Below are 12,297 nucleotides of genomic sequence, written 5' to 3'. Positions count from 1 at the left end.
TTTTTTTTTTTTTTTTTTTTTTTTTTTTTTTTCTTTTTTTTTTTTTTCTTGTTTTTTCTTTTTTTTTTTTGTTCCTGTTCCCTCTCTCCGCTTCTCGGTGCTGTGTTTTCCGCGCCGCCCCTTCTGTTGACGTCACGTCAGCCTTTGTTTTTTGGGCGACATGCATCAGCTGTCGCGGAGCTTGACCAGATCGTTCAGCAGCCCGCCGGTTCCGTTGTGGACGGTCAGCCGCTCGACCTTGCCGGCGATGGTTTCCAGAGCCTCGAGCTCCTTCAACCGCAGCATCACCGGGTTTTCCGCCATCACCCTGGCCGTGTTGAGGAGGGAACGCGTCGCGTTCGTCTCCTCGCGGCGACGGATGATGTTGGCCTCGGCCTGCTTTTCGGCCGACACCACCTGGTTGAGGATCTCGCGCATCTCGCCCGGCAGGATGACATCCTTGAGCGCGATATCGCTGACCTCCACCCCGATCTCGGCCATATCGGCGCGGACCTTGCCAGCGGCCTCCTCGTCGATCGTCACCTTCTTTTCAAGGATCTGATCGAGTGTCAGCGCGCCAAGGGTCTTGCGGAAGGCGTACTGCAGGGCGCGGTAAAGGGCTTCGGAGAAGTCCTTCACCATGCTCACCGCCTTGACAGGATCGACGACCCGGTATTCGGCCGCGATGTTGACGCGGATCGTCACGCGATCCTTGGTCAGCACTTCCTGCCCGGCAACGTCGAGCGACTGGCGCTTGAGGTCGACGACCTTGATCTGCACCATGCGTCCGACGTTCCAGAAGCCATGCACGCCCGCCGTCAGCGTCCTGACCAGAACACCGTCGATGAACAGCAGTCCGGCCTGACCGTCGACGACCGGATGGACGGACATCAATTCCGCCTTCCGGGCCTGGCCGAGCCGGCGCATGACCGCCGCATCGATGGCGAGATCGACTGATGTGTCGATCAGCGTCACCTTCCACGGGCCGGCATCCGTCCACAGCACCAGCTTGCGGTCCGGCGCCAGCACGGCGTGCAGATTGCCGTCACGCTCGATGATGGCGACATCCGTGCGCCCGGTGCGAACGACGGTGAAATGACGCGCGGCTACATCCGGGAGCTTGTCGAACAACGCCTTCTCGTATGCCGAAACGAATTCCGGGTTCTTCAGATCGTGCCGGGACACTTCGAGGCTGCCGCGCCGGTTGGCGAGCCAGTGCTCGCCCGGCAGCAGGACAGTCTTGATTTCCCCCTTGTGGAGGGTGAGGGCACGTTCGTTTTCCCTTACGAGGACGCGCTCGCGCCCAAGAACCTTGTCGAGAATGGTCATTGTCATACTCCTGTCGGGCATGGCCCCATGCGAGGCGTCAAGTCATGCGTCGATCGTTCCTTTCGTTTCTCGTTTCACGTCGTCGTCGCTTGCGTCATAGCCCGGCACGAATGATCCGGGGACTGGTGGCATCAATCCGTGGCGGGCCTGCGGGAGCGGATCGCGGGGCAGAGAAGCGGGCGCCGGAGGCCTTGGCCTCCCTTGCCGGCGACGCTGCGCCTTGATCGTCACCGCGGGCCTGGCCGCGAGCCGATGGCGAGAGACGCTTGGATGATCCGCGCCCGAGGGCTTGGGTCACCCGTCCAGTCTTTCGCATTCCAGTCCCCGGACCGTTTTTCGGATGGCTTTTCAAGGCCAAATGGAGAAGGAATCGAACCTTCGACAGTCAGATTATGAATCTGATGCTCTAACCAAACTGAGCTATCCGTGGTGCGGATGAAGGGACTCGAACCCCCGACCTCCGGATTATGTCCGGCGCTCTCCCAACTGAGCTACATCCACGATCCCAATCCCCAAAGCGGCGCCGTATACAGAGCGGCAAAGCCGTCTGCACGGGCGGAGGCGAAAGCTCCAACCGTTGTGCTCACTTCGGTTCTCGTGACCGGGAGCGCGCCTATAGCCCCTGCGACGGGTTGTCGCAAGCGGCATTGTCGTGGCGGATTTGCGGCTTCTTGCGGCGGTGGCATTTAGGCAACACCGCTTTCGACGTCAGCGATCGCGCGCAGGGCGCTCAGAAGGTGACGCGGCCGAGCACGCGCAGGCCATCGCCCTGCGGCTCCACGACCACGGCCTCGCCTTCGCGCGGTGAGATGCCGGTCAGCGCCACGATGTCTTCCAGATGGGTAACCATGACCAGATTGTCGGAGCCGGAATAGGCGCGGATTTCTTTCAGGATCGCCGCGATCTGCGCGGCTTTCTGCGCCTCGTCGCCCTTCAGGAGATCGAGCGGAGCAAACAGCTCCGGCTCGGCCTCGAAGGCGATGCGGGCAGTGTCGAGGCAGCGGCAATAGCGGCTGGACAACACGCGCTCGATCGGTGCCGCACGGGCGGCAAACAGAGCGCCGATCTTGCTCGCCTGTTGCTTGCCACGCGCCGACAGGTTCATCTGGGTGGCACAACTGTCGATGTCGAAATTGGCCGGGTCGGTGGTGCCGGTGACCATGGCATGACGCAGCAGCACGACGTGTCCGCCATCGCGCAGCAGCGCCCAGCCTGCATCCGTGGCGTGGGCTACGCCGGGAACAAGAAACAGGAACAACGCCAAGGCAAATCGAATCATCCGCTATCCTTCTCCGGTTCCCGGCAATGGGTTCCGGTGACGGGACATATAGGGACGGTAAAGCCAGCCGAAAGACAAGGCGCGGTCGGCGGGATGCATAGACCTACTTCTTCGCCATCTGCTTCTTCACCAGATCGATCTTCTGGTCGGTGAGCGGGATGGGGATCGTGTAGCCGGCTTCGGTAAAGCCCTGCTTGGCGTTCTCGAAGAATTCGATCGCCTTTTGATATTCGGCCTTGCCCCCGCCATAGCTGGCCCGATTCCAGCTGACGTCACCGAGATTGTTCTGCGAGAAGGCCCATTGCATGGGCAGGCTTTCCCTGGTGAATACCTTCAGCGTGGCCGCGAAGGCGGCCTCGGCATCACCGAGATATTTGCCGGTGCGTTCGAGATTGCCGAGGTTGAGCAGGCTCATGCCGATGCCGTTCTGGGCGTTGGCCCAGTCGACCGGTGCCGCGTCGACGGTGAGTACTTCGAGGGCTGCCCGGCGGGCCGCTATGGACTCAAGCAGGGTCCTGGAGTCGGCATTGCTCATGCTCAGCCAGTGCAGCGTCGAGCCGAGGCCGGCCTGGGCCAGCGCCCATTGGCGGGGATTCGTCTCCCGCTTGTACTCGCGCAACGCATCGCGGTAGGCGGCAATGGCTTCACCATAATGTTCCGGCTTGTCGGTGACGCCGCCGAGGAGCTGCAGTGTGTTGCCGAGATTGTAGTGGCTCATTGCCCAATCGCGAGGGAATTTCCGTCTGACATAGACCTGCCGGGCCGCCCGGAAGGCGCTCGCCGACTGCTCCAGCTTGGCCGCGTCGCGGGTGCGCTGGCCAAGCGTCTGGTAGATCGAACCGAGATTGTTCTGCGCCGACGCCCAGTCCATCGGGAAACGCTGCCGGGTAAAGACCGTCAGTGCGTCATCATAGGCGGCCGCGGCCTCTTCAAGCGCGCCGGTGCCCATATCGAAGCGGGCGACGCCGCTCAGCGCGTTGCCGAGGTTGAGCCTGCTGGTCGCCCATGAGACGGGGAAGGTCTCACGGGTTCGCACCTCGAGCGCGGCACGGAACGCGTCGGCCGCTTCGTTTATCTTCGCCTTGTCGTTGAGTTGGATGCCGAGCGACACCAGCGTGTTGCCGAGATTGTTCTCGACCATCGCCCATTCCACCGGCGCCTTTTCGCGTGTGTATTCCTCAAGTGCCAGCCGGTAGGCCGCCTCGGCTTGCGTCAGATGTTCGCCGGCGGCCTCGCGCTCGGAAAGCGCATAGAGCGCCAGGCCGAGATTGTTCTGCGAAGCGGCCCACTCGAGCGGCACTTTTTCGCGTGGGCGTTTCTGGAGCGTCGCGCGCATCGCCACAACCGCCTCGTTCAGGCGCTTCGGGTCGCTCTCGCGCTCGCCGATCTTCAACAGCACATTGGCCAGATTGTTCTGCGCGGCGGCCCAGTTGAGGTCGTCCTTCTCGCGCTCGAACACGACAAGGGAATCGCGAAAGATCCGCGCTGCCTCTTCAAGGCGCGCGGTCTCCGTCTCGCGCTCGCCGATGGTCTGCAGCACCACCGCCATGTTGTTGCGGGTGATGGCCCAGTCGCGGTTCTGTTCGCCATTGGGGATGAAGTTCAGGATGGTGCGATAGGCCTCAATGGCGTGCTGCAGCGCATCGAGGTCGCCGGTGGCGTAGCCGTAGGCGTTGAGCGCCTCGGCTTCCTGGTTCTTGTAGTTCCAGCGCAGCTTGTCGTCCCATTTTCCGGCCAGCGAAAACGCCTTGGCATAGTCGCCGGCAGCGGATTTGTAATCGAAGACCAGCCCCGAGGCATCGGCGCGCCTGGCATAGATCGCGGCGTCGGCAAGACGCTTCTGCTTGACGAGATCCTCGGCTTGATCGACCGCATCGTTGGTCTGCTCGACCCGGCCGACCGCATCGTCGAGGAATTTGCGCGCCGTCACGATGGCGCCCTGGCCGATCGCCTTGTCGGCGGAAGCGACAAGCCGTTTGATCTCCGGATCGTCGGTGCGCAGTGCTGCACGCTCGGACATCATCTTCTTCAGGCGCTCGGCCTGGGCGTCGAGCACCTTTTGTAGGTCGGTCGGGTCTTCGGGGATCTTTTCCGTGCCGAGCGCCTTCAGCACGCCATAAAGCGCGTCGAGCGGCACGCCTTCCTGCAGCGAGGCCAGTTCCACCTGCGCCCGTTTCGGGTCGGGCAGGTCGGAAATCGTCAGCAGGAGCTGGCGCCTTTCGCCTGTGATCAGTCCGTCGTCGCCGGTCGGCTCCACTGGTGCGATGCCGAAATAGAGCAGCCGGCGCAGGCTTTCATTGATCCAGGGACGCTGCTTCGCTTTTGTGTCGAGATAGACCTCCTCGGTCACCATGCGCATGACCGAGCCGAATTCGGTGCCCTTCATCGCCGCGAGGTGGCGCAGCAGGGCGGACGCGTAAGGGCTGTTTTCGCCGGCGGCGCCATCAAGTGCAGGATGACCCGGTTCTGCGGCAAAGCCGACCACTATACCCAGGCTCGCGTCGGCCGCCGGTGCATTGCCGAGCGCCTTGGCGCCGCGCACCGGCTCCAACCCGCCGGCGCCTATGGGCGAGGCGGAAGCGGTCGGTGAGCGCCGTACCATGGCATCCGCGGGGAATGGATTGGTGCGGCAGGCGTCGAGCAGCATGATCGTCACCGGCACTGTCTTTTTCAATGCCTCCATGACGGCCGATATCGGCACAAGGCTGGTGCCGGCATCCTTCAGCGACGGGACGTCGGCATCGACCGGAACCAGATAGTTTTCGCCGCCGGCCTCGATGCCATGACCGGAGTAGTAGATGAAGGCGACATCGGCGCCGTCGGCATCTTCGGTGAACCGCTCCAGGTCGCGCTTCAGCTTGGTGGCGTCGCGGTCGGTGACGCTGCGGGCGTCGAAGCCAAGGTCGGTCAGCATCTTGGCCATGTCGCGGGCGTCGTTGGCGGGGTTGGGCAGGGCGGCGATGTGCAGGTAATTCGACTGGCCGATGATCAGCGCCACGCCCTTAAGGCTTTTCGTCTCGGCAACTGCAAGCGCGGTCGCGGCAAGGCAAAGCAGTGCGGCGACGATAGCCGTCAGCCATGCCCGCCGCAAACGACTAAGGTTCGAGAGTCCGACAAAAGCCATTTGTCGTTCGTGTCCGCCCTGATGATCCAAACCCTCTATAACGCTGCCAGCCGACGATGATCAAATTCAGGCGCGATTGCGTCGCGGTCGTGGCTCGCCTATCACGGGAAATTCGCCCGTCACGGTAAAAATGTCTCCGCTCACCGAAACCGTCCTTTTCGTCTTCAGCCTTGTCGCGCTCGGCTATCTCGCCGGGTTTACCGGCTATTTGAAGCCAGCGAGCGGCGAGGGGATAGCCGATTTCGCGATCAGCGTGGCGATGCCGCTGCTGTTGTTCCAGACCATGGTGAATGCCGATTTCCACGGCGTGGCGCCCTGGTCGCTGTGGGGCGCCTATTTCGCGGCCGTGGCGATCACCTGGGCCGCCGGCCATCTCGTCACCACGCGGGTGTTCGGGCGCGACGCACGCGCCGGCGTTGTCGGCGGCGTATCGTCGGCCTACTCCAACGTTGTCCTGCTCGGTGCTCCCTTTATTCTCGGCATATTCGGCCCGAGCGGCTTTGAAGTGCTGTCGCTGCTGGTCTCCGTGCATCTGCCGATCATGATGATGGCTTCCATCGTGCTCTTCGAGATGTTTGGCCGGAGCGGTAGCGAGCACGTGCATCCCCTGCGTGTCGTCAGAAGCTTTCTGAAACGGCTGTTTCTCAATCCGCTGATCATCGGCATTCTGGCCGGGCTTGCCTGGCGCATGACCGGGGCGCCATTGCCCGACCTTGCAATGCGTCTGGTCGATGCGCTGGCCGACACGGCAGGACCGGTGGCGCTGTTTGCCATGGGTCTCAGCCTGCGCCGCTTCGGCATATCAGGCAATGTCCGCCCGGCGCTGGCGCTTTCAGCGTTGAAGCTGTTCCTGATGCCGGCACTGGTTCTCGCCTTCGTGTGGCTGCTTGCGTTGCCGCCGTTGACGGCCAAGGTGGCGGTGGTGGTTGCGGCGCTGCCATCCGGCATCAATTCTTATCTCATCGCCGTTCAGTTCAACACCGGCCAGGCGCTGGCGTCGAACCAGATGACCATCGCAACGGCCTGTGCAGCCATCACCACGGCTTTCTGGCTGACTGTCGTCTTGCACGTTTTCGGGTAAGGCATCGGGGTAAGCACGTCGCCTGCTCTCGTCTCGCTGTGGCCCAAGCCCTATATGCCATCTTGCGATTGCTTGCGGGCCTTGCCCTCGGTAAAGAGCAGTGGCTCCGGCGTGCCGGCTTCAGTCCATGGCGCACGCTCACCGAAGATTTCACAGACCGGCCCGTCAGGGCGCTGAACGGAGGATAGACCATGCTTCAGAAAACCAGCCATTTCATGCGGCAGGCCAATCTCATCAACGGCGAGTGGGTGCAGGCCGACAGCGGCCAGACAGTCGACGTCAACAATCCGGCCACCGGTCTCAAGATCGGCACCGTGCCGAAGTCGGGCAAGGCCGAGACCCGCCGCGCCATCGAGGCCGCCGCCGCCGCCTTCAAATCGTGGCGCAAGACCACCGCGCTCGAGCGCTCGAAGCTGCTGCGCAAGCTGCATGACGCGATGATGGACAATCAGGACGTGCTGGCCGAACTGCTGACCATCGAGCAGGGCAAGTCGCTGTTCGAATCGAAGGGCGAGATTGGCTCCGCCGCGGCCTACATATTGTGGTTCGCCGAGGAAGGCCGCCGCACCTATGGCGATGTCGTGCCCTCACCATGGGCGGACCGCCGCATCCTGGTGACCAAGGAGCCGGTCGGCGTCATTGCCGCCATCACGCCATGGAATTTCCCGTCCTCGATGCTGGCTCGCAAACTCGGCCCGGCGCTCGCCGCCGGCTGCACCGCGGTGGTCAAGCCGGCGTCGCAGACGCCATATTCGGGCCTCGCCTGGGGTGCGCTCGCCGAGGAAGTCGGCTTCCCCAAGGGCGTCGTCAACATCCTGACCGGTTCGGCCAGCGAGATCGGCGACGAGATTTGCGCCAATCCGCTGGTGTCGAAGATCACATTCACCGGATCGACCGAGGTCGGCAAGCTTCTCATCCAGAAGTCGTCGGTCACCGTCAAGAAGGTATCGATGGAGCTCGGCGGCAACGCGCCGTTCATCGTTTTCGACGACGCCGACCTCGAGCGTGCGGTCGCCGGTGCGATCACCGCCAAGTACCGCAATTCCGGCCAGACCTGCGTCTGCACCAACCGCTTCCTTGTCCAGGCTGGTGTCTATGACAAGTTCGTCGAGAAGCTCGCTGCCGCCAGCAACGGGCTGAAGGTCGGCTCCGGCCTCGAGGACGGCGTGCAGCAGGGGCCGCTGATCGACGAGAAGGCGGTGGAAAAGGTCGAGGAACTGATCGCCGACGCCACATCCAAGGGCGGCAAGATCGTCGCCGGCGGCAAGCGCCATGCGCTCGGCGGTTCGTTCTTCCAGCCGACCGTCATTGCCAATGCGACGCCCAAGATGCGCTTCATGAAGGAAGAGATCTTTGGCCCGGTCGCACCGGTGTTCAAGTTCGAGACCGAAGAGGAAGCCGTCGCCCTCGCCAACGACACCGAATTCGGCCTCGCCTGCTACTTCTACACGGGCGATCTCGGCCGCGCCTTCCGTGTGATGGAAGGGCTGAAATACGGCATGGTCGGCGTCAATGAAGGCCTCATCACCACGCCGGAAGCGCCGTTCGGCGGCGTCAAGGAATCCGGCCTCGGCAAGGAAGGCGGACATCAGGGCATCGAGGATTACCTCGACACCAAATATGTCTGCATCGGCGGCCTCGGCCTCTGATAGGCTATCCCTGAGATGAGCAGGCCGATAGCCTGCCCATCTCTCGTGGGAAAACCAGCCGAAGTCTTCTGGATCAACTGGCATTTACGAGCATGGCGATGAAGGACGGCGAGGTTTTCGGCACGACGCAGGCTGGCGAGCAGGTGCGTCGCTTCACGATCAGGGGCGGCGGCATCACAGCCAACATCATCGGTCTGGGCGCGATCATCCAGGATCTGCGCCTGACCGGGCACGATGCTCCGCTGGTGCTCGGCTATGACAGCCTGGAAGGCTACGAGACGGATACGGCGTTCTTCGGTGCTGTCGTTGGCCGCTACGCCAACCGCATCCGCGACGGCCGCTTCACCATTGGCGGCAGCCGCTACCAGACCGAGCAAAACTTCCTCGACAAGCATACGCTGCATGGCGGCTCGCAAGGCTATTCCCACCGGCCGTGGACGGTTTCCTTGCATGGCAGGGATTTCGTCACGCTGACCCTGCACGATCCCGACGGCGCGATGGGTTTTCCCGGCGCGCTTGATGTCACCTGCACCTACCGGTTGAAGATCCCCGGCACGCTTAGCGTCGAGCTGACAGCCACCTGTGAGGAGCCGACGCTGTGCAATCTCACCCAGCATTCCTACTTCAACCTGGACGATGGCGGCGCCGGAGACATTCTCGACCACAGGATGATGTTGAATGCCGGCGCCTATCTGCCGGTCGATGGCGATATGATCCCGACCGGGGTGGTCAAGCCGGTTGATGGCACGCCGTTCGATTTCCGCCAGGCGCGGCCGTTGCGCATGGAGACCGAGGGCGAACAGCTGCCCTACGACCAGAATTTCTGCCTCGCTTCGACACGCGGGCCGCTCAAACAGGCTGCGTGGACGCAAGGCGCCAGTTCCGGTGTCGAGATGGAGGTCTGGACCACCGAGCCCGGCGTCCAGCTCTATACCGGTCAGTATGTGACGCCGCGCACCGGGCTGGAAGGGCGGAACTACAAGGCCTTTTGCGGTTTCTGCCTCGAGCCGCAGATTTGGCCGGATGCGCCGAACCGGCCCTATTTCCCGCAGGCGACGCTGTGGCCGGGCGCGATCTACCACCACGTCACGGAATACAGATTCCGGCTACCTTAGCCTTCGAACGCCGCCCGCAGCGTCTCGAACGGCGCCAGTGCGCCACGTACCTGCACCACGGCCGCGGCGACACGATGGGCATGGCGTGCGGCTTCCAGCGGTTCGTGGCCGGCAAGTCGAGCCGCAAGATAGCCGCCGTTGAAGGAATCGCCGGCGCCCGTCGTATCGGCGGGAGCTGCGACATGGATCGCCGGCACGTCGCGCAGCGTTCCTCCTTTGGCGATCAGCGCCGGCGCTTCGCCATTCTTGACGACGACCTCGCCAACCAATTTCCCGATCCGTTTAGCGGTCACTTGCGGCGTTGCATCCTCAAACAGCATCTGCTCGTCAGGAAAGGTTGGTAATGCGATATCAGTGACGGCAAGGGCTTCGACGATCGCTGCCTGCGCCTCCTCGCGCTCACGCCAGAGCCGCGGCCGGTAGTTGGGGTCGAAGGCGATAAGTGAACCAGCCGAGCGCGCCTTGGCGACTGCGGCCAGCAAGGCAGCGCGCGCGGCTTCGTCCAGAATTGCCAAAGTGATTCCGGAAAAATAGACAAGCGATTGATTTTCCAAGTTTTTCGATAATGCGGCCGGGTCCGAGGCAAGCTGCCGCGCGGCGGCGTCGCCACGCCAATAGGTGAAGGAACGTTCGGCTCCCGTCAGCGTGATGGCATAGAGGCCGGGCCGCGCGCCCGCTATGAGCGGGCTGGAGCCGATGCCAATGCCGTTTTCAGCGAAGAAATCGATCTGGCCTTGCGAGAACGGATCGTCGCCGAAGGCCGAGACATAGGTTGCCGGCCGCTCGGTGCTCAGCGCGTGCAGCGCCCACAGCGTGTTGAACGTGTCGCCGGCAAAGCCCATGCGCCAGTTCGGTCCCGTCTGGCCCGACAGTTCGAGCATGCATTCGCCGATCGAGGCGACGCCGTTTCCCGCCATCTACAATCCTCCAGTGATCCCGGTGCTGTAGCTTTTTGCCACCGGCAGCGCCATGCTTGGCAAGCAGGGTTTTTTCCGTCACAGCGTTTTCCCACAGGCTGGCGGGATGCGATCCGTCCGGCAGAGCGTTGTCTGCGGAAGAGGAACCGGTTTGGCATCGATATGGCGTTATCTTCTGGCGGGTCTTGGTCTGGCTGCCTTGCTGGTCGGCATTCTCGCGGTCGTCTTCCTGACGGCGCCGCGGTCGTCGCTGCCTGCCGGCCCGGATGTCTCGCGGACGAAGAACACCGCCAACGCGCTGTTCGTGGCCAGCTTCGCGCCGGAGCGGGGTGTCGTACGGCAGGGCGAACTGCAATCCTGGCTGCTGACCTTGAAGACAAAGGCAGGTGTTCCGGTGGAAGGTGCCGCGATCGCGATTTCGGGCGGCATGCCACTGCACAGTCACGGCCTGCCGACCAGCCCGCAGGCGACCGACTATCTCGGCGACGGGCGTTATCGAATCGAAGGAGTGAAATTCACCATGAGCGGCTGGTGGCAGTTGCATTTCGCCATCTCGGCCACCGCCGGCTCCGACACGGTGCTCTTCAACGTGGTGCTGTGAGCAGGACATGAGGCGGCTTTCGCGTTTTCTGGCGCTGATGCTGGCCGTTGTCCTTGCCGGTTGCACGAAGCCGGATTTTTCCGACGCCGAGAAGACAACCATCGCCTCGCTGGCGTTGTCGTCCCTGCCGGCGCTCAAGCCCGACACCACCAATCGTTTTGCCGACGTGCCGGCGGCTGCCGCACTCGGCTCGACGCTGTTCTTCGATCAGGGCATGAGCGGTGACGGGTCGGTATCCTGTTCGACATGCCACAAGATCGACCGTCAGTTCCAGGACGACCTGCCGCAGGCGGTCGGGGTCGGCCGCACCAACCGGCGCACCATGCCACTGGCCGGCGTGGCGCGCGATCCCTGGTTCTTCTGGGATGGCCGCCGCGACAGCCTGTGGGCGCAAGCGCTGACGCCGCTCGAAAACCCGCTGGAGCAGGCGGGAAACCGCACCGCCTACGCGCATTACATCAAGGCGCGCTTCGGCGAACGCTATGAGCGCATCTTCGGGCCGCTGCCTGATTTTTCCGGCATGCCGTTGGATGCCAGCCCGCTTGGAAACGATGTCGAGAGGGCGGCCTGGAATGCGATGAGCGGCCCGCAGCGTGACGCTATCAACGGCGTCTTTGCCAATCTAGGCAAGGCGATTGCCGCCTTCGAACGCTCGATCGCGCCGGCGCCAACGCGCTTCGACCGCTTTGCGCTGGACCTCGCCACCGGTGCCGAGCCGAAGGGCGATGCTGTCTTTTCCAAACAAGAAATCCTTGGGCTTAAACTGTTCATCGGCAAGGCCAATTGCGTGACCTGTCACAACGGCCCGCGCTTCACCGACAACAGCTTCCACAACACCGGCGTGCCTTCCGTTGCGGGCCTGCCGCCGGATCGCGGCCGTATCGATGCCGTGCACCAAGTCGAGGCAGACCCGTTCAACTGCTTCGGCGCCTATCGCGATGGCGACGCCAGCGCCTGCGGCGAGTTGCGCTTCATGGTCAAGGATGCGCCCGAACTCGTTCGCGCCTACAAGACGCCATCGCTGCGCGGAGCGGCAACGCGGCCGCCCTATATGCATGCCGGGCAGTTTTCGTCGCTCGACGAGGTGGTGGCGCACTACGCCAAGGCTGCCCCCAGCGTTGAAGGGGGGTCAGAGGTTCACCCGCTGGAGTTGTCGGATCGCGAGCGCGGAGCGCTGGTGGCGTTCCTGAAGACGCTGGCGGAGTGAGGTTGCCGACTATAGG

At 63.1% G+C, this 12,297-nt stretch carries 9 protein-coding genes and 2 tRNA genes; 5 read left to right on the top strand and 6 right to left on the bottom strand.

Annotated features, from left to right (window positions below; translation table 11 throughout):
• Nucleotides 1–165: 165 nt before the first annotated feature.
• From NKJ67_RS13640 to NKJ67_RS13620, 5 genes are all read right to left on the bottom strand, one after another.
• The gene (locus NKJ67_RS13640; RefSeq protein ID WP_352581646.1) at nt 166–1,308 is read right to left on the bottom strand and encodes a slipin family protein; all 1,143 of its coding nucleotides are present in this window, start codon (nt 1,306–1,308) and stop codon (nt 166–168) included.
• A 359-nt stretch (nt 1,309–1,667) separates the two neighbouring features.
• Nucleotides 1,668–1,734, bottom strand: a tRNA-Met gene (locus NKJ67_RS13635).
• 1 nt (nt 1,735) lies between these two features.
• Nucleotides 1,736–1,809: transfer RNA gene (locus tag NKJ67_RS13630), tRNA-Tyr, on the bottom strand.
• A gap of 229 nt (nt 1,810–2,038) precedes the next feature.
• A complete protein-coding gene (locus tag NKJ67_RS13625; RefSeq protein WP_292134547.1) occupies nt 2,039–2,587 on the bottom strand; it encodes a histidine phosphatase family protein in 549 nt (182 codons plus the stop codon).
• Between the two features lie 103 nt (nt 2,588–2,690).
• On the bottom strand, nt 2,691–5,711 hold the full coding sequence (locus NKJ67_RS13620) for a caspase family protein (RefSeq protein ID WP_352581645.1): 3,021 nt from the start codon (nt 5,709–5,711) through the stop codon (nt 2,691–2,693).
• A gap of 130 nt (nt 5,712–5,841) precedes the next feature.
• On the opposite strand from NKJ67_RS13620, the gene NKJ67_RS13615 reads away from it, so the two are divergent.
• The 3 genes from NKJ67_RS13615 to NKJ67_RS13605 all read left to right on the top strand — a co-directional run bounded on the left by NKJ67_RS13615 (nt 5,842) and on the right by NKJ67_RS13605 (nt 9,556).
• Nucleotides 5,842–6,792: an AEC family transporter gene (locus NKJ67_RS13615; protein WP_256747605.1), complete on the top strand. Its 951-nt coding sequence runs from the start codon at nt 5,842–5,844 to the stop codon at nt 6,790–6,792.
• A 191-nt stretch (nt 6,793–6,983) separates the two neighbouring features.
• The gene (locus NKJ67_RS13610; RefSeq protein WP_109668700.1) at nt 6,984–8,441 is read left to right on the top strand and encodes an NAD-dependent succinate-semialdehyde dehydrogenase; all 1,458 of its coding nucleotides are present in this window, start codon (nt 6,984–6,986) and stop codon (nt 8,439–8,441) included.
• A gap of 92 nt (nt 8,442–8,533) precedes the next feature.
• The gene (locus NKJ67_RS13605) at nt 8,534–9,556 is read left to right on the top strand and encodes an aldose epimerase family protein (RefSeq protein WP_127267427.1); all 1,023 of its coding nucleotides are present in this window, start codon (nt 8,534–8,536) and stop codon (nt 9,554–9,556) included.
• On the opposite strand, the gene NKJ67_RS13600 is transcribed toward NKJ67_RS13605, so the two are convergent.
• Nucleotides 9,553–10,473: a sugar kinase gene (locus NKJ67_RS13600; protein ID WP_127322144.1), complete on the bottom strand. Its 921-nt coding sequence runs from the start codon at nt 10,471–10,473 to the stop codon at nt 9,553–9,555. The two genes, NKJ67_RS13605 and NKJ67_RS13600, sit on opposite strands and share 4 nt — an antisense overlap.
• 151 nt (nt 10,474–10,624) lie before the next feature.
• On the opposite strand from NKJ67_RS13600, the gene NKJ67_RS13595 reads away from it, so the two are divergent.
• Nucleotides 10,625–11,074, top strand: a complete 450-nt coding sequence (locus NKJ67_RS13595; RefSeq protein WP_027039042.1) for a FixH family protein — start codon at nt 10,625–10,627, stop codon at nt 11,072–11,074.
• Between the two features lie 7 nt (nt 11,075–11,081).
• Nucleotides 11,082–12,281, top strand: coding sequence for a cytochrome-c peroxidase (locus NKJ67_RS13590; RefSeq protein WP_352581644.1), 1,200 nt, complete (start codon nt 11,082–11,084; stop codon nt 12,279–12,281).
• The last annotated feature ends 16 nt before the right edge of the window (nt 12,282–12,297 follow it).

It is taken from the genome of Mesorhizobium sp. M0088 (genome assembly GCF_040322895.1).
Taxonomy (GTDB): domain Bacteria; phylum Pseudomonadota; class Alphaproteobacteria; order Rhizobiales; family Rhizobiaceae; genus Mesorhizobium.
Note: the sequence above shows the minus strand (reverse complement) of the source record. Positions and strands in the feature narration are given on the sequence as shown.

Bases quoted from the DNA above. Each gene is read 5' to 3' on its own strand.
- NKJ67_RS13640 (WP_352581646.1), bottom strand. From the start codon at position 1,308: ATGACCATTCTCGACAAGGTTCTTGGGCGCGAGCGCGTCCTCGTAAGG.
- NKJ67_RS13625 (WP_292134547.1), bottom strand. From the start codon at position 2,587: ATGATTCGATTTGCCTTGGCGTTGTTCCTGTTTCTTGTTCCCGGCGTA.
- NKJ67_RS13620 (WP_352581645.1), bottom strand. From the start codon at position 5,711: ATGGCTTTTGTCGGACTCTCGAACCTTAGTCGTTTGCGGCGGGCATGG.
- NKJ67_RS13615 (WP_256747605.1), top strand. From the start codon at position 5,842: ATGTCTCCGCTCACCGAAACCGTCCTTTTCGTCTTCAGCCTTGTCGCG.
- NKJ67_RS13610 (WP_109668700.1), top strand. From the start codon at position 6,984: ATGCTTCAGAAAACCAGCCATTTCATGCGGCAGGCCAATCTCATCAAC.
- NKJ67_RS13605 (WP_127267427.1), top strand. From the start codon at position 8,534: ATGGCGATGAAGGACGGCGAGGTTTTCGGCACGACGCAGGCTGGCGAG.
- NKJ67_RS13600 (WP_127322144.1), bottom strand. From the start codon at position 10,473: ATGGCGGGAAACGGCGTCGCCTCGATCGGCGAATGCATGCTCGAACTG.
- NKJ67_RS13590 (WP_352581644.1), top strand. From the start codon at position 11,082: ATGAGGCGGCTTTCGCGTTTTCTGGCGCTGATGCTGGCCGTTGTCCTT.